At 65.6% G+C, this 15,271-nt stretch carries 17 protein-coding genes, 1 tRNA gene and 1 pseudogene; 9 read left to right on the top strand and 10 right to left on the bottom strand.

The window, feature by feature from the left end; all coding sequences use genetic code 11:
- Window positions 1–25: 25 nt before the first annotated feature.
- Both ACTHJR_RS00520 and ACTHJR_RS00515 read left to right on the top strand, forming a co-directional pair.
- Window positions 26–1,138, top strand: a complete 1,113-nt coding sequence (locus ACTHJR_RS00520) for a DUF47 family protein (RefSeq protein ID WP_440521072.1) — start codon at window positions 26–28, stop codon at window positions 1,136–1,138.
- A gap of 8 nt (window positions 1,139–1,146) precedes the next feature.
- A complete protein-coding gene (locus tag ACTHJR_RS00515; protein WP_440521070.1) occupies window positions 1,147–2,160 on the top strand; it encodes an anion permease in 1,014 nt (337 codons plus the stop codon).
- Between the two features lie 11 nt (window positions 2,161–2,171).
- On the opposite strand, the gene ACTHJR_RS00510 is transcribed toward ACTHJR_RS00515, so the two are convergent.
- A complete protein-coding gene (locus tag ACTHJR_RS00510; RefSeq protein ID WP_440521069.1) occupies window positions 2,172–2,618 on the bottom strand; it encodes a globin domain-containing protein in 447 nt (148 codons plus the stop codon).
- A gap of 44 nt (window positions 2,619–2,662) precedes the next feature.
- Window positions 2,663–3,331, bottom strand: a complete 669-nt coding sequence (locus ACTHJR_RS00505; RefSeq protein WP_440521068.1) for a glutathione S-transferase family protein — start codon at window positions 3,329–3,331, stop codon at window positions 2,663–2,665.
- 84 nt (window positions 3,332–3,415) lie between these two features.
- Here ACTHJR_RS00505 and ACTHJR_RS00500 point away from each other — a divergent pair, with 84 nt between their 5' ends.
- Window positions 3,416–4,171, top strand: coding sequence for a DUF72 domain-containing protein (locus tag ACTHJR_RS00500; protein ID WP_440521067.1), 756 nt, complete (start codon window positions 3,416–3,418; stop codon window positions 4,169–4,171).
- Window positions 4,172–4,280: 109 nt separating this feature from the next.
- Here the strand turns inward: ACTHJR_RS00500 and ACTHJR_RS00495 are convergent, their stop codons facing one another.
- From ACTHJR_RS00495 to rpmH, 7 genes are all read right to left on the bottom strand, one after another.
- Window positions 4,281–5,405 carry a zinc-binding dehydrogenase gene (locus ACTHJR_RS00495; protein ID WP_440521066.1) on the bottom strand — a complete coding sequence of 375 codons (1,125 nt, stop codon included), beginning with the start codon at window positions 5,403–5,405 and terminating at the stop codon, window positions 4,281–4,283.
- A 269-nt stretch (window positions 5,406–5,674) separates the two neighbouring features.
- Window positions 5,675–7,021, bottom strand: coding sequence for a M28 family metallopeptidase (locus ACTHJR_RS00490; RefSeq protein ID WP_440521065.1), 1,347 nt, complete (start codon window positions 7,019–7,021; stop codon window positions 5,675–5,677).
- 56 nt (window positions 7,022–7,077) lie between these two features.
- On the bottom strand, window positions 7,078–7,710 hold the full coding sequence (gene yihA / locus ACTHJR_RS00485; RefSeq protein ID WP_440521071.1) for a ribosome biogenesis GTP-binding protein YihA/YsxC: 633 nt from the start codon (window positions 7,708–7,710) through the stop codon (window positions 7,078–7,080).
- 7 nt (window positions 7,711–7,717) lie between these two features.
- Window positions 7,718–9,424 (bottom strand): membrane protein insertase YidC, encoded by a 1,707-nt coding sequence (gene yidC, locus ACTHJR_RS00480; RefSeq protein ID WP_440521064.1) that lies wholly within the window; start codon window positions 9,422–9,424, stop codon window positions 7,718–7,720.
- A gap of 27 nt (window positions 9,425–9,451) precedes the next feature.
- Window positions 9,452–9,664, bottom strand: coding sequence for a membrane protein insertion efficiency factor YidD (yidD, locus tag ACTHJR_RS00475; RefSeq protein ID WP_440521063.1), 213 nt, complete (start codon window positions 9,662–9,664; stop codon window positions 9,452–9,454).
- A complete protein-coding gene (gene rnpA, locus ACTHJR_RS00470) occupies window positions 9,661–9,978 on the bottom strand; it encodes a ribonuclease P protein component (protein WP_440521062.1) in 318 nt (105 codons plus the stop codon). Before rnpA ends, yidD begins: the two co-directional genes overlap by 4 nt.
- A 98-nt stretch (window positions 9,979–10,076) precedes the next feature.
- Complete coding sequence (gene rpmH / locus ACTHJR_RS00465) at window positions 10,077–10,211, bottom strand: 50S ribosomal protein L34 (protein ID WP_135983209.1); 135 nt, start codon at window positions 10,209–10,211, stop codon at window positions 10,077–10,079.
- Window positions 10,212–10,443: 232 nt separating this feature from the next.
- On the opposite strand from rpmH, the gene ACTHJR_RS00460 reads away from it, so the two are divergent.
- From ACTHJR_RS00460 to ACTHJR_RS00435, 6 genes are all read left to right on the top strand, one after another.
- On the top strand, window positions 10,444–11,952 hold the full coding sequence (locus ACTHJR_RS00460) for a YifB family Mg chelatase-like AAA ATPase (protein ID WP_440521061.1): 1,509 nt from the start codon (window positions 10,444–10,446) through the stop codon (window positions 11,950–11,952).
- A gap of 50 nt (window positions 11,953–12,002) precedes the next feature.
- Window positions 12,003–12,347, top strand: coding sequence for a hypothetical protein (locus ACTHJR_RS00455; protein ID WP_440521059.1), 345 nt, complete (start codon window positions 12,003–12,005; stop codon window positions 12,345–12,347).
- Between the two features lie 194 nt (window positions 12,348–12,541).
- On the top strand, window positions 12,542–12,688 hold the full coding sequence (locus ACTHJR_RS00450) for a hypothetical protein (protein ID WP_440521058.1): 147 nt from the start codon (window positions 12,542–12,544) through the stop codon (window positions 12,686–12,688).
- Window positions 12,689–12,706: 18 nt separating this feature from the next.
- Complete coding sequence (locus ACTHJR_RS00445) at window positions 12,707–13,255, top strand: DUF805 domain-containing protein (RefSeq protein ID WP_440521057.1); 549 nt, start codon at window positions 12,707–12,709, stop codon at window positions 13,253–13,255.
- Between the two features lie 58 nt (window positions 13,256–13,313).
- Window positions 13,314–13,398: transfer RNA gene (locus ACTHJR_RS00440), tRNA-Leu, on the top strand.
- Between the two features lie 67 nt (window positions 13,399–13,465).
- Window positions 13,466–14,974 (top strand): tryptophan halogenase family protein, encoded by a 1,509-nt coding sequence (locus ACTHJR_RS00435; RefSeq protein ID WP_440521055.1) that lies wholly within the window; start codon window positions 13,466–13,468, stop codon window positions 14,972–14,974.
- Between the two features lie 44 nt (window positions 14,975–15,018).
- On the opposite strand, the pseudogene ACTHJR_RS00430 reads toward ACTHJR_RS00435, so the two are convergent.
- Window positions 15,019–15,271 (bottom strand): annotated as a pseudogene (locus ACTHJR_RS00430) (alpha-glucosidase); the annotation flags it as partial.

The raw sequence follows: 15,271 nt of genomic DNA, 5'->3' as shown, positions 1-15,271 counted from the left end.
CAAGGGAGCTCTGACAATTCGCCAGATCGCGGCTTTGCCGTACCGGACCGAAGGCGCCGCCAGCGACGCCCCGATCCGCATCCTGCTCGTCACCTCGCGCGAGAACCGGCGCTGGGTCATACCCAAGGGCAATCCGCCCTCGGGAATGATCGGCCACGCCGCCGCCGCGCTCGAGGCCGAGGAGGAAGCGGGGGTGCAGGGGCTCGTCTGCCCGACCCCGCTCGGCACCTATCGCTATCGCAAGCGGCAGAAGAACGGCGCGTCGCTGATGTTCGACGTCGAGGTGTTTCCGCTAGCGGTCAATCGCGAGCTCGACAGCTGGAAGGAACAAAGCGAGCGCGAGCGGCGCTGGGTCAGCCTGCCCGAAGCCGCGTCGATGGTCGACGAACCCGATCTCCGGGATCTCATCCGCTCGTTCGGCCCTTCCGAGTTCAAGGCGGCGACGCGCCGCACCGGCCTTGTCGCCGCAACCCAATCGAGGATCAGTCCCATGTTCGCCTGGTTTCAGCGCCTGTTGCCCAAGACCGGCAACTTCTTCGAGATGTTCGAGGCGCACGCCCAGACCGTCACCGCCGCCGCCGACGCGCTGTCGCGGCTGCTCCAGGACGGCAACGGCGCGGCCGCCGATCACATCCGCGAGGTGATCGAACGCGAGAACGATGCCGACGAGATCACGCGCTCGGTGCTGAAGACGGTGCGCGAGACGTTCCTGACGCCGTTCGACCGTGGCACCATCACCAGCCTGATCGGCTCGATGGACGATGCGATCGACGAGATGCAGGCCGCCGTGCAGGCCATCGACCTCTACGAGGTCCGCGATTTCGACCAGGAAATGAAGGACATGGCGGCGATCATCGTCGATGCCGCGCGCCTCACCGCCGAGGCGATGCCGCTGCTGCGCGATGTCGGCCGCAACGCCAACCGCTTGCACGAACTGACCGAACGGCTGGTCCGAATGGAGGGCCATGCGGACGACATCCATCGTGCCGGCCTCAAGCGCGGTTTCGTCGAATATGGCCGTCAGGACACGCTGCGCTTCATCGTCGCGCGCGAGGTCTACAAGCATCTCGAGCGGATCGTCGACGCGTTCGAGGATGTCGCCAACGAGATCGACGGCATCGTCATCGACCACGCCTGAGCCAGTCGATGCACGACCTCGCCTTTCCCCTGCTCGTCGGCCTGATCGCCGTCGCCTTCGCGTTCGACTTCCTGAACGGGTTGCACGATGCGGCCAACTCGATCGCGACCGTGGTCTCGACGCGCTTGCTCAAGCCGGTCCACGCCGTGCTGTTCGCCGGCGTGTTCAATTTCGCGGCCTATTTCCTGACCATCGCCTTCCCCAGCCTGCACAAGGTTGCCGAAACGATCGGGCAGGGCCTGATCGACAAGAATCTGGTGACGCCCGGCGTGGTATTCGGCGCGCTGATCGGTGCGATGTTCTGGAACGTCGTGACCTGGCTCAAGGGCATTCCGTCCTCGTCGAGCCATGCGCTGGTCGGCGGCATCATCGGGGCGGGGGTGGCGCATGCCGGGGTCGCCGGCATTCAATGGACCGGCCTCAACAAGACGCTGATCGCGATCGTGCTGTCGCCGGTGCTCGGCATGATCCTCTCGATGCTCATCATGCTGGTGACGAGCTGGATGTTCGCGCGCACCAGCAACCGCGCCGCTGAGAAGAGCTTCCGCGTTCTCCACATCATCTCGTCGGGTACCTATTCGCTGAGCCACGGCCTCAACGACGCGCAGAAGACGATGGGCATCATCACCGTCCTGTTGTTTTCGACCGGCTATCTCCACGGCAAGTTCGAGGTGCCGCATTGGGTGGCGATCAGCTGCTACATCGCGATGGGCCTGGGCACGCTGACCGGCGGCTGGAAGATCATCGAAACGATGGGCAGCCGCATCACGAAGCTGTCGCAGCACCAGGGGTTCAGCGCCTCGGCCGGCGGCACGATCATGGTGTTCACTGCCTCGCTGCTCGGTATCCCGGTCTCGACAACGCACACCATCACCGGCTGCGTGATCGGCGCTGGCGTCGCCAAGCGGGCGAGCGCGGTGCGCTGGGGCGTGGCGAGTGACGTGGTGGTCGCCTGGATCGTGACCATCCCCGCCTCGGCGGCGGTCGGGGCCTTGTTCTACTCGCTCACCCTGTTGTTCTGATCGCGGCGTGATCAGGCCGCGTCGCGGAGCAGGCGCACGTCCCGGCTGGCATCGATCATCGCATCCGACACGATGGCATAGGCGATGGTCCACGCTTCCAGCGTTGCGGCGTCGACCTTGGGGCCGCCATGCGTCTTCACCATATGCAGCAACGCGCGCCCGACGACCGCATAGTGGCGATCTTCCACGCCATAGCCGACATGCCGTTCGGCGAGCTTGCGCACGCACGGCAGCATGGCGTCGAGCCGGCTCAGCCCGGTGACGATCCATGCCAGCGCCTCGATCAGCAACCGGCCTTGCTCGGTCATGTCGTTACGGAACAACGGACGCGTGTCGGGGGCCAGCTCGAACAGGCGCCCGTAGAATAGACGCGCGGCGGAATCGCGATCGACCAGGATGCCGACGAAGCTATCGCGGACGAGATCGATCTGGCTCGGCTTCATGATGCGTCCGAGCATCGCCGATCGGAGTAAACAAGCGGTGAGCGCGACTATCCCGTTTCCTACGTATTTTCCGCACTCTCGAATTTTTCGATGACCCATTCCTCTTCCTGCGCGGCGGCGATCCAGTCCTGCATGAAGGGATGGTTGAGCACCGCGTCGACATAGGAAATGGCGAATCGCGCGACGGGCAATTGATAGGTCGCGAGACGCGTGCAGACCGGGGCGTACATGATATCGGCGGCGCCGAACTCGCCAAACAGGAACGGACCCGCGCCGCCGAATCGCGCCCGCGCCTGCGCCCAGCTTTCCATCAATCGTGTGAGCTCGGCGATGACGTCGTCGTCCGGTTTTTTCGGCGCATAGACTTGGCGGACGTTCATGCCGTGCTTGCTGCGCAGCGCCGAGAATCCCGAATGCATCTCCGCCGCCATCGACCGCGCCATCGCGCGCGCCGCCTCGTCTTTGGGCCAGAATCGCGTATCGCCGGTCTTGTCGTTGAGAAATTCGACGATCGCTAGGCTATCCCAGACGACGATGTCACCGTCCCACAGGATCGGCACCTTGCCTGACGACGGCGCGAACTCGTCGCCCTGGCGGCGCTTGTCCCAATCCTGGTCGTAGAGCGGGACCACGACTTCCTCGAAAGGCAGCCCCGACTGTTTGCACGCCAGCCAGCCGCGCAGCGACCAGCTCGAATAGGCCTTGTTGCCGATGATGAGCTTGAGCATGGCGGCGGGGATAGTCGCGGGGGGAGGGGGCGGCAAGCCGCGAACGGCCTGCGTCCAAAACGCATCTCGAACATTGATCCCGTCATGAGCGAGAAACCGTCACAGCGTGCGATTCATATCGGCTGTTCCGGCTGGAACTACCGCCATTGGCGCGGCGCCTTCTATCCCGACAAGCTGCCGGTAAAAGCTTGGTTCGCTTATTACGCCGAGCAGTTCGATACGGTCGAGATCAACAACAGTTTCTACCGTTTGCCCAAAGCGGAGACGTTCGATGCCTGGCGCGAGCAGGCGCCGCCGGGATTTCGCTACGCGGTCAAGGCCAATCGTTTCATCACCCAGGCCAAGAAGCTGAAAGACTGCGAAGAGCCGGTCGCCCGTATGATGACGCCGACCCGGCATCTCGGCGCGACGCTCGGGCCGATCCTCTACCAATTGCCGCCGATGCTGGGGATCAATCTCGATCGGCTCGAAGCTTTCCTCGAGCTCTTGCCCGGCGACCTGACCCATGTCTTCGAATTCCGCGAGAAGAGTTGGTACACCGAAGCCACGCTCGCCTTGCTCGACCGCTTCGGCGCCGGCTTCGTCGCGCACGACTTCCCTGGAGTCGCGTCGCCGCGCTGGATGTCGGGCGATCTCGTCTACGTTCGCTTCCACGGCGGCCTCGGCAAATATTACGGCCGATATTCGAACGAGAGGCTGCTCGACTGGAGCGACTGGCTGGCCAGCCAATATCGCGCTGGGAGACGACTCTGGGCCTATTTCAACAACGATGGCGACGCCGCCGCCATCCATGATGCGCTGACGTTGAAGGCCATGATGCGACAGGTAGCCGACGGCTGATTTCCCACCGCGGAGACGACGAGCGGAAACACCCCGTCGAGCTGGACGACGACACCGAAAGCGATGCCCGAGCGGCTATTTGCGTATCGGCTACAACTGTCGCGTCGTATCAGCCCCCGCCGCCCTTCGACGGCACGATCAGATACTTCTCGCCGGTCTTCTTAGCGCTATAGAGCGCGATATTGGCCGGATCGAGCGTCTCGGCCAGCGAGAGCTCGCCGGTATAATGGCTGGCGAACGTCGTGGTGATTTCCGCCGCCACGCGCGCGCGCATCCGCCCGACCACTTCCGGCGGCGACTTCATCAGGAACGGCGTCAGCAGGAAGCCCGCACAGGTCCAGGACAGCCCGACATTGCGATCGATCAAGGTCGGGCCGAGATCGAGCGCGCCGTAGATATAGACGCATTTGTTCACCGACGAGCCGTAGCGGCTATAGGCGGTCATCTTGCGCACCGCCGCGGCCTCGATCGCCAGCAGGATCTGGCTCGCCAGCCGCCCGCCGCCGACGGCGTCGAAGCCCAGCGTCGCGCCGGTCTCGAACACCGCTTCGGTCAGATCGGCCTGGAAGGTGTCCGTGCTCGAATCGACGATATGCGTCGCGCCGATCTCGCGCACGATGCGCGCCTGCTCGGCCGAACGGACGATGTTCACCAGCGGGACGCCGTCGGCGATGCAGATGCGATTGAGCATCTGGCCGAGATTGGACGCCGCGGCGGTGTGGATCAGCGCACTGTGCCCTTCCGCCTTCATCGTCTCGACCATCGCGAGCGCGGTCAGCGGGTTGACGAACGCCGAGGCACCCTGGCGCGGGGTGACGCCGTCGGGCAGCACGAACAGCTCGCTCGGGCGCAGCGTGCGATATTGGGTGTACATGCCGCCGCCGATCGTCGCGACGGTCTTGCCGAGCAGCTCCTCGCAACCCTCGCCGGCCGCGACGACGGTGCCGGCGCCCTCGTTGCCGACCGGCATCGACTCGCCGAGACGGCCGGCGACCACCGCCATACGCTGCGCCGGAATGTCGGCGACCGTGGCATCGCCCTCGCGCCGCAAGGTGGAGAGGTCGGCGGGGCCGGTGAGCAGGCCGAGATCGGACGGATTGAGCGGGGCGGCCTCGATCCGGACGACCACCTCGCCGGCGCCAGGGGCGGGGACGTCGATATCGACCAGCGATAATTCGAGCTTGCCGTCGGTCACCAGCGAACGCAGTTCGAGGCCCTTGGTCGGTGCGGTCATTCGATCCTCCCCTGATTTTTCGATTATTGGGTATGTAACCCGGGGAGGATTAGGATCAAGCCCTGACGGCCAAATCCTCTCCCTTGACGGGAGAGGATAGCGAAGCTTGGCAGCGTGCTGCCTAGCGTAGCTTGAAGAGGGTGGACGACGAGGGAGACGCCTTGGCGTCCCACCCTCTGCAACTCCGACTAGGGCCGGCTACGCCGACCCAAGTCTGCGTATCCTCTCCCGTCAAGGGAGAGGACATTTGATTGAGATCGACCCGAGTCTTAAGGCTTCGGCTGCCCACCCGCTTTCCATTCCGGCTTGAAATCCCCCGACGCCAGCAGCCGCACCGGCGCGATCAGCGAGCGGATCGCGTTGGTCATGTAATCGATGTCGAGATTCTCGATCGTGTCGGTCGGCTGGTGATAAGTCGGCACCACCGCCCAGCCGGAGAAGGTGTGCGCGACGATGCCCTTGAGCGCGAGCGAGTAATTGTCCGAGCGCTCGAAGAAATGCTGGTCGGGATAGGGATCGGCGGCGATCAGCGCGCCCTGGCTCTTCATCATCTCGAACAGGTTGGAGCGTTCCGAGCCGGTCATCATCAGCGACCCCTTGGGCAATTTGGGATCCTGCGCGCCGATCATCTCGAATTCGATATTGGCGACTAGATCGCTCAGCGGCACCGGCGGGCGCTCGCCGAACCAGGTCGAGCCGAGCCCGCCGATCTCCTCGCTGCCATAAGCGACGAACAGGATGCCGCGCTTTTGCGGCCCCATCGCCGCGAAGCTCCGTGCCAGTTCGATCACCGCGACGGTGCCCGAGGCATCGTCATTGGCCCCGGGCATGACCACGCCGTCGGGCCGCACCCCGAGATGATCGAGATGGGCGGACAACAGGATCACGCCGGCCTTGGGATCGGTGCCGGGCAGATAGCCGATCGCGTTGGTGGTCACGCCCTTTTCGGTCGCGACGGGCACGTCGAGCGTGACCTCGCTGCCCGCAGCGATCCTGGCCAGCGCCTCGGCGGGCAGGGCGGCGACCGCGAGCGACGGGCGCTCGGGCGCGCCTTCCAACGTCGTGCGGATCTGCGGCTTGCCGCCGATCATGTTCAGATAGCGGCGTGTGACGTCGCTTTCGGCGGCGAGCAGCAACTTGGTCTTGCCGCGCGCGACGCGGCGGAGCTGCATCAATTTGTCGGCCGGGCCGGTATAGACGATGACATCGGCATCGGGCACTGCGCCGGCGGGATCGGTCATGATCCCGACCTTGCCGCCGACCCTGCCGCCGCCGGTCATCAATACCGAGACGCCGGGGACCGCGGCACCGCCGACGGTGAGCGTCGGTATGCCCGCGACGGTGTGGCGGACCAGCGGCGCGGTCTGGGTATAGCCGGCCATGCCCGGTGCCTTGCTGAGGCCCGCCTTTTCGAACTGAGCAGCGACCCAAGCGGCGGCGCGCGCCTCATCGGCAGTGCCGCTGCCGCGCCCGCGCATCTCGGGACCAGCCAGCGCCTTTTCGGTCGCGAGGACATCGGCGGCCTTCACCTGATAGCCGGCGGTGTCCTTCGACAGCGCGGGCGACTGCGGCAAGGCGGCAAGCGACAAGGCCGCGACAAGGGCGATACGGTTCATCTGGAGAGTCCCCCGAAGATTGTTGCCCAATCCTTAGAGGCGGTTGCGCGGCGGCGCTAGCCGATCGCTTCCATCACCGCGGCGCGGAGTTCGGGAATGCCGAGCCCCGTCTCGCTCGAGGTCGACAGGATGTCGGGATGCGCGGCGGGGCGCTTGCGTGCCTCCGCTGCGGTGTCCGCCGCGACCTTGTCGAGCTCGGTCGGCTTGATCTTGTCGGCCTTGGTCAGGACCAGGCGATAGCTGACCGCCGCCTTGTCGAGCATGTCCATGATCTCGCGGTCGACGTCCTTGATACCATGCCGCGCGTCGATCAGCACCAAGGTGCGCTTGAGCACGTCGCGCCCGCGCAGGAAGTCGTTGACCAGGAAACGCCACTTCTTGACCACGTCCTTGGGCGCCTTGGCGAAGCCGTAACCGGGCATGTCGACCAGCCGGAAGGCGAGGGGCTCGCCGACGTCGAAGAAATTGAGTTCCTGCGTTCGCCCCGGCGTGTTCGAGGTGCGCGCCAGCGCATTGCGGTTGGTCAGCTTGTTGAGCAGCGACGACTTGCCGACGTTCGACCGGCCGGCGAACGCGACTTCGGGCACTACCGGGTCGGGCAGGTGCTGGAGCGCCGGTGCGGATTTGAGGAAGGCGACCGGGCCGGCGAACGTCTTGCGCGCCGCCTCGATCGCATCCTCGTCGAACATGCTCACGTTATTTGACCACCGCTTGCTTGAGCGCCGGATGCCGCGCGTAGAGAATCCGCTGCTGCGCGACGGTCCACAGGTTGCTGGTGATCCAGTAGACCTGAAGCCCGACCGCGAACGGCGCCATCACGAACATCAGAACCCAGGGCATCAGCGCGAACACCTGTTTCTGCGCGGCGTCCATCGGCTGCGGGTTCATCTTGAACTGCAGCCACATCGAGATGCCGAGCAGGATCGGTACCACGCCGATCGCGATGAAGTGCGGCGGGGTGAAATGCAGCAGGCCGAACAGGTTGATCGGCGTCAGCGGATCGGGCGCCGACAAGTCACGGATCCAGCCGACGAACGGCTGGTGCCGCATTTCGATCGTCAGCATCAGCACCTTGTAGAGCGAATACATGATCGGGATCTGGAGGAAGGTCGGCAGGCAGCCGGCGAGCGGGTTGACCCCTTCCGCCTTGTAGAGCGCCATGACTTCCTGCTGCTGGCGCTGCTTGTCGTCCTTATGCTTCTCCTGCAGCGCCTTCATCTTCGGCTGGATCGCGCGCATCTGCGCCATCGAGGCGAACTGGCGTTGCGCGATCGGGAAGATCAGCAAGCGGATCGTCACGGTCAGCAGCATGATCGCCACGCCGAAATTGCCGATCATCCGGAACAGCCAGTCGAGATAATAAAAGATCGGTTTCTCGATCGGGCGGAACCATCCCCAGTCGATCGCATAATCGAACAGCCCGACGGCACTCTTGTCGGTGTAGCGGTCGAGCAGACGCACTTCCTTGGCGCCGGCAAAGAAGCGGCTGGTCTGCGTCAGGCGCTGGCCCGGCGCCACGTCCTTGGCGATCCGTGCGTAGTCCGCCTGATAGCCGCCGGTCTTGCCCGGCTGGAATTCGCCGGCGAAGGCCGATCCCTGGTCGGGGATCAGCGCGGTCAGCCAATATTTGTCGGTGAAGCCCAGCCAACCGCCGGTGGTGGAGAATTTCTGCGGGCCCTTGTCGACGTCCTTCCAATTGACGTCGTAATGCGCGGAGCCGTTGTACACCGACATCGGCCCGACCTGGATCGACCAGCTATCGAGATCCTTCGACGCGGTCGCGCGTTTGATCAGGCCATAGGGCACCGCCTTGATCGCCTGCGTCGCACCATTGATGATGCTCTGCCGCACCGTGAACATGTAATCGGGGTCGACCGAAAATTCGATCTGGAAGCGCTGTCCCTGGCCATTGTCGGCGCTCAGCGTCACCGGCTTGCCGGGCGCCAGGACGCTGCCCGTGGCGGTCCAGACCGTATCGGGGCTGGGCGCCTTGAAGCCCGTATTCTGCCAGCCGAATTCCGCGAAATAGGCGTCCTCGGTACCATCCGGCGACAGCAAGCGGATCGGCGGCGAATTCTTCTCGACCGTTTCCTTGTATTGGGTCAGCAGCAGGTCGTCGATCCGCGCGCCCTTCAGGTTGATCGATCCCTTGAGCGTCGGCGTGTCGATCGCCACGCGCTGCGCCGCCGTTTCCTTGAGCACCAGGTTGCGATCGCGAATCGCGGTGGGGCTGGTCGAGACCGGCGTGTTGGCGTTGGGCTGAACCTGGGTCTTGCCGCCTTCGATCTTGGTCACCGGCGGATTGGCCGGCGGCATGATTTTGTTCATCACGAACGGCCAGCCGAACAGCAGCAGCACCGCGAGGACCGCGAACATCATCAGATTGCGATTGTCGTTGTTCACGCGTTCAGGAACCTTCGATCAGAGACTCTACGGGACGGGGTCGGGTCCGTACCCGCCCCAGGGATGGCACCGTGCGACGCGCTTCACCGCCAGCCACCCGCCCTTCAGCGCGCCATAGCGGCGAAGCGCGGTGATTGCATAGGCCGAACAGGAAGGTTGATAGCGGCAGGTCGGCGGCATGATCGCCGACGGCCCGATTTGCCACAGCCGCACCAGCCCGATCAGCAGCTTGGCGATCATCGCGCCACCTTGACCAGCGCCTTGGCCAGATCGGTCTTCAATTGCGCGAAATCGCGGGTCAGCCCGTCGAGTCGGCCGATCAGGACATGATCCGCGCCCGCCACGCCGCTGACCGGCAGGATTTCATGAGCGAGCGCGCGGAATCGGCGCTTGATGCGGTTGCGCACCACGGCGTTGCCGATCTTCTTGGTCACGGTGTAGCCGACGCGCATCGTCGCATCGCCATCGTTGCGGCGGCGGACCAGCAGGATGAATCCGGGCATCGGTGCGCGCTTGCCGCTGTTGGCGGCCAGGAAGTCGCGACGCTTGGTCAACGTCTGAACGCCGGCATTCACGGGTGCGGAAACGACACCAGCCCGCTCTCCCGAAGGAGACGGGCTGGCCAAATCGTCCGGCGAAGCGGAGTCGGGTGTTACGCCGACAGCTTCTTGCGGCCGCGAGCGCGGCGCGCGCGGATCACGTTGCGCCCACCGACCGTCGCCATGCGCGCGCGGAAGCCGTGCCGGCGCGCACGCACCAGGTTGCTCGGCTGAAAAGTCCGCTTCATCGTTCATTCCCTGTACGTCGAAATTGAAAAGGGCCGCCACAGGGGCGACCTCGTGGGGTGCGCGCTTAAGCGAAGGCGCGGCATAAGTCAACGCGGGACGGGCGTCGGGCATCGCGCGGCAGATGGGGTGGGTGTGTTGCCCATGCAAGACAGAATCGCGGGCGCGCGCGAAGATTGCGCCAGAATGGCGGCAAGGGCTCGCGCCGGCGCGCCGTCGGGTTAAGCAGGCGGCATGACCACGATCGTTTCGACTGTCGCCTATCTCGGCCTGGAAGCCCGGGCGGTGGATGTCCAGGTGCAGCTCATTCCCGGCCTGCCCAAGTTCCTCATCGTCGGTCTCGCCGACAAGGCGGTGGGGGAAAGCCGCGAGCGCGTGCGCGCCGCGATCACGGCAATGGGGCTGTCGCTGCCGCCCAAGCACATCGTCGTGAACCTTTCGCCCGCCGACCTGCCCAAGGAGGGAACGCATTTCGACCTGCCGATCGCGCTCGGACTGCTCGGCGCGATGGGCGTGGTCGACGCCGAAACCCTGAGCGAATTGATCGTCGTCGGTGAGCTCGGGCTCGACGGCCGGATCGCGTCGTCGCCCGGCGTGCTGCTGGCGGCGCTCCATGCCTCGAGCGAAGGCAAGGGGCTGGTCTGTCCGGCGGCGCAGGGATCGGAAGCGGCCTGGGCGGGATCGATCGACGTGATCGCCGCGCCCGACCTGATCGGCCTGCTCAATCATCTCAAGGGCAACCAATTGATCGGTCCGCCGCCGCCGGGCGTCGCCGAGGAGCCGGGATTCGGACCGGACCTGCGCCAGGTGAAGGGGCAGGAGACCGCCAAGCGCGCGCTCGAGATCGCCGCGGCCGGCGCGCACAATCTGCTGTTCACCGGGCCGCCGGGAGCGGGCAAGTCGCTGATGGCTTCGTGCCTGCCGGGTATTCTGCCGCCGCTCGACGCCGGGGAGGCGCTCGAAGCCTCGATGGTGCAGTCGATCGCCGGCACGCTCGAAGGCGGCCGCATCACCCGCGCGCGCCCGTTCCGCGCGCCGCACCATTCGGCGTCGATGGCGGCGCTGGTCGGCGGCGGGCTGCGCGTGCGGCCGGGCGAGGTCAGTCTCGCTCATCTCGGGGTTTTGTTTCTGGACGAACTGCCCGAATTCCAGCGCGCCGTGCTCGATTCGCTGCGCCAGCCGCTCGAGACCGGAACGGTCAGCGTCGCGCGCGCCAATGCCCATGTCACGTTCCCGGCCCGCGTTCAGCTCGTCGCAGCGATGAATCCCTGTCGCTGCGGCCATCTCGGCGACGCCTCGCTCGCTTGCGCCCGCGCGCCCAAATGCGCGGCCGATTACCAGGCCAAGGTGTCGGGTCCGCTGCTCGACCGCATCGACCTCCATGTCGATGTCCAGGCGGTCAGCGCCGCCGATCTCGTCCTGCCGCCGCCCGCCGAAGGGTCGGCCGAAGTCGCCCGCCGCGTCGTCGCCGCGCGCGAGATACAGAGCGCGCGTTATGCGGGCGAAGCGGCGCGCACCAATGCCGAGGCCGATGGCGATCTGCTCGAATCGGTCGCCACGCCCGACGACGCGGGGCGCAAGCTGCTGGCCCAGGCGTCCGAGGCGATGCGGCTGTCGGCGCGCGGCTATATCCGCGTATTGCGCGTCGCGCGGACGATCGCCGACCTCGCCGGATCGCCGGTCGTCGGCCGCGTACACATTGCCGAGGCGCTGAGCTATCGGCGGCGGGCGCCGACGAGCTAGCCATAGCCGGTCACTTGCGAATGGTTGGATTTCGCGAGAGTGTCGGTCGAATGATCGGCCAGATCCACGCCTATGAATTTCCCGACACCGCTTTCGTCACGGGTAGCGACGCGATTGCGTGTGTGGTCCAGCTCTCCGCGCTCCGCGACTATATGACGCTTCGCGAACTCGACGATGCGTTCAGCGGTCACGCTTCCTATCGCCGAGCGCCGTGGATGAACCGATATGTCGGCGTGTGGGGGCGCAAGAACTGCCAGCGCCTGCGGCGCTTCCTGCAAGAACGTGGCGCCGAGGTCGTACTCCACCGCGAGCGCCCGTCCCGTCTCGGACTGACGGCTTACAGGACACGCATGAAGCGGGAAAAGGTTAGAGTGCTACCGACGCGCGATCACTGATCAGCAAATCCAGGGCGGGCGTTTGCCTATAAACGCGCGCATCAGCCATGTCCGATCGCGAGGTAGCGGCTAGGTTGCCGAGGCGCCGAGCGATCGCCGTGCGCCGTCCAACCGGGAGACAGCCCCGCGGCTATTCGGTTGTATTCCCCCTGCAAAGCCGTCAGGCTGCTGTGGCGACTCGGGGGAGCATCTCGATGACGGGATGGAATGCGCCGTTTTGGGCGCTTCATGTCTGCCGCTTTCCGGCCCTTGCTGCATCGGACGGGCGCCTGTCGGCGATCGTCGCCGACGGATCGATCGCAGCCACCAGCCGATCGGCGCACATCTCCGCGAGACGATAGCAAGAGGGGAGAATTACCATGGAATGGATGTTGATGCCGCTGAAGCGCTACGCCGATTTCTCCGGGCGGTCGCGTCGGCAGGAATTCTGGATGTACATGCTCCTGCTGGTCGTCATCTGGATGGTCGCCTTCGCCGCGATGATGGTGATGGGTGTCGGTGCGATGAGCATGGCGGGCGTGAATGCCGATGGGACGCCGCGCGTCGGCGGCATGGCGGGGATGTTCGCCTCGATGGGCATCTTCGCCGTCATCTTCGGCATCATCTGGCTGGCCCTGCTGATCCCGACCATCGCGGTCTCGGTACGACGGCTGCATGACACCGACCGGTCGGGTTTCTGGCTGCTGATGCCGATCGGGATCTATGTGCTGGCGATCGTCGTGATCATCGCCGGCGCCGCGAACCAGAGCTCGGCGATGATGATCTTCGGCACCATCCTCAGCCTGCTGCAATGGGTGGCGTCGATCGTGCTCCTGGTGTTCTACTGCCTGCCGGGCACCAACGGGCCGAACCGGTTCGGCGCCGATCCGCTGGGCGGCACCGGAAACTTGTCGCAGACCTTCCAATAACCGCGATCGGCGGCTTGCCCCGACGAAACCTCTCGTCTAGGCAAGCCGCCGTTCGGCCGCGGGTGTGGTGGAATTGGTAGACGCGCCGGACTCAAAATCCGGTTCCGCAAGGAGTGTCGGTTCGAGCCCGACCACCCGCACCACCTTCAGGTATTCTGACCCTCCGCGCCGCGTCTTGCGTCTCGTCCGCGCGTGCCGCAATCTTGCCACATGGGGAAAGAGGGGCAGGCCGGCGCGCGTCGTATCGGCATCATAGGTGGCGGCTCGGCGGGCTGGATGGCTGCCGCCGCGTTCGCCAACGCGCTGGAGCGCGATCCGGACATCTTCCTGATCGAATCCGACGAGATCGGCACGGTGGGCGTCGGCGAGGCGACGATCCCGCCGATCAAGATGTTCAATTACCAGCTCGGCATCGACGAGAACGATTTCCTGAAAGCGACCCAGGGGTCGTTCAAGCTCGGCATCGAGTTCGTCGGCTGGGGTGGCGAGGGACGGCGCTTCTTTCACCCGTTCGGATCGTTCGGCGCGCAGATCGACCGCGTACCGATCCACCAATTCTATTTCGCGGAGAAGCTCGCGGGACGCGATCCGGGACCGCTCGACGACCTGTCGATGGGCTGGGGGGCGGCATCGCGCGGGCGCTTTTCGCGGCCGGTCGGCGACCGGCGGCAGATTCAGTCGACGTTCGACTATGCCTATCATTTCGATGCCGGGCTCTATGCGCGCTATTTGCGCAATTATGCAGAGGCGCGCGGCGTGACGCGGCACGAGGGGCGGTTGGTCGAGGTGCGGCGGCGCGACGACGGCGGGGTCGCGGCGGTCGCGACGGCCGACGGGCGCCTGTTCGAGGCCGATTTCTGGATCGACTGTTCGGGCTTCGCCGCCTTGCTGACGAACGAGGTCGGCTGGGAGGATTACGGCCAATGGCTGCCCTGCGATCGCGCGGTCGCTGTGCCCTGTGCGCGGGCGGGCGAGTTCACGCCCTATACCCGCTCGACGGCGCGCGCCGCCGGGTGGCAATGGCGCATCCCGCTGCAGAACCGGATCGGCAACGGTCATGTCTATTCCAGCCGGCACATGTCGGACGACGAAGCCACCGCGATCCTGCTCGCCAATCTCGACGGCGAGCCGCTCGCCGATCCGCGTCTGTTGCGGTTTCGCGCCGGGCGGCGGCGCGCGGCGTGGAGCGGCAATTGCGTCGCGCTCGGGCTCGCGGCGGGGTTCATGGAGCCGCTCGAATCGACCAGCCTGCATCTCGTGCAGACCGGCATCATCAGGCTGCTGGCGCTGTTCCCGTTCGGCGACGCACGCGACGAGCATGCGCAGCGCGAATATAACCGAGTGACCGAGGAGGAATATTCGCGAATCCGCGACTTCCTGATCCTGCATTATTTTGGCGGCGCGGAACGGCGGAGCGAACCCTTGTGGCGGGAAGCCGCTGCGATGCGCATTCCCGACAGCCTGGCCTATCGGATCGCCCATTTCCGCGATGCCGCACGATTGTTGTTCGACGGCCATGAGCTATTCCAGGACGTGAGCTGGCTGGCGATCTACGTCGGGCAGGGGATCATGCCCGACCAGGTCGACCCATTGGTCCGTCATCGCGATGTCGATGCGACCGGACGGCTGGCGACGCTGCGGCGGCTGATCGCCGATGCCGCGGCGATGATGCCGACGCACGAAGTCTTTGTGGACCGTTACTGCAAGGCTGAGGCGTAGCGACCGGCGCTTTCCTTTCCGGAAAGGGAGGGGATCGCCGAGCGTTAAGGCTCGCGCGCGATGACTGCCGAATAGGGGCCGAAGCGCCAGTTGCCGACTTCGCCCACCGTTTCCGCCGCGTGCCAACGGTCGGGCTGGGCAGGGCGCCACTCGCGCGCCTCGTCCGAGATGTTGAACGCGCACAGCATCGTCTCGCGGGGCGCGGTGCGCTCGATCACCAGCATCGCCTCGCTAGCCTCGATCACCAGCGCGCTGCCGGTCATCAGCGCCTCGCTGGCGTGGCGGAAGGCGAGCAGA

The sequence above is a fragment of the Sphingomonas sp. genome, assembly GCF_051962185.1.
Lineage (GTDB): Bacteria > Pseudomonadota > Alphaproteobacteria > Sphingomonadales > Sphingomonadaceae > Sphingomonas.
Note: the sequence above shows the minus strand (reverse complement) of the source record. Positions and strands in the feature narration are given on the sequence as shown.

Coding starts and splice junctions, on each gene's coding strand:
- ACTHJR_RS00435 (WP_440521055.1), top strand. CDS start 13,466: ATGGGGAAAGAGGGGCAGGCCGGCGCGCGTCGTATCGGCATCATAGGT.
- ACTHJR_RS00495 (WP_440521066.1), bottom strand. CDS start 5,405: ATGACCGCACCGACCAAGGGCCTCGAACTGCGTTCGCTGGTGACCGAC.
- ACTHJR_RS00500 (WP_440521067.1), top strand. CDS start 3,416: ATGAGCGAGAAACCGTCACAGCGTGCGATTCATATCGGCTGTTCCGGC.
- ACTHJR_RS00460 (WP_440521061.1), top strand. CDS start 10,444: ATGACCACGATCGTTTCGACTGTCGCCTATCTCGGCCTGGAAGCCCGG.
- yidD (WP_440521063.1), bottom strand. CDS start 9,664: ATGATCGCCAAGCTGCTGATCGGGCTGGTGCGGCTGTGGCAAATCGGG.
- ACTHJR_RS00450 (WP_440521058.1), top strand. CDS start 12,542: ATGACGGGATGGAATGCGCCGTTTTGGGCGCTTCATGTCTGCCGCTTT.
- ACTHJR_RS00505 (WP_440521068.1), bottom strand. CDS start 3,331: ATGCTCAAGCTCATCATCGGCAACAAGGCCTATTCGAGCTGGTCGCTG.
- yihA (WP_440521071.1), bottom strand. CDS start 7,710: ATGTTCGACGAGGATGCGATCGAGGCGGCGCGCAAGACGTTCGCCGGC.
- ACTHJR_RS00515 (WP_440521070.1), top strand. CDS start 1,147: ATGCACGACCTCGCCTTTCCCCTGCTCGTCGGCCTGATCGCCGTCGCC.
- rpmH (WP_135983209.1), bottom strand. CDS start 10,211: ATGAAGCGGACTTTTCAGCCGAGCAACCTGGTGCGTGCGCGCCGGCAC.
- ACTHJR_RS00510 (WP_440521069.1), bottom strand. CDS start 2,618: ATGCTCGGACGCATCATGAAGCCGAGCCAGATCGATCTCGTCCGCGAT.
- ACTHJR_RS00445 (WP_440521057.1), top strand. CDS start 12,707: ATGGAATGGATGTTGATGCCGCTGAAGCGCTACGCCGATTTCTCCGGG.
- ACTHJR_RS00490 (WP_440521065.1), bottom strand. CDS start 7,021: ATGAACCGTATCGCCCTTGTCGCGGCCTTGTCGCTTGCCGCCTTGCCG.
- ACTHJR_RS00455 (WP_440521059.1), top strand. CDS start 12,003: ATGATCGGCCAGATCCACGCCTATGAATTTCCCGACACCGCTTTCGTC.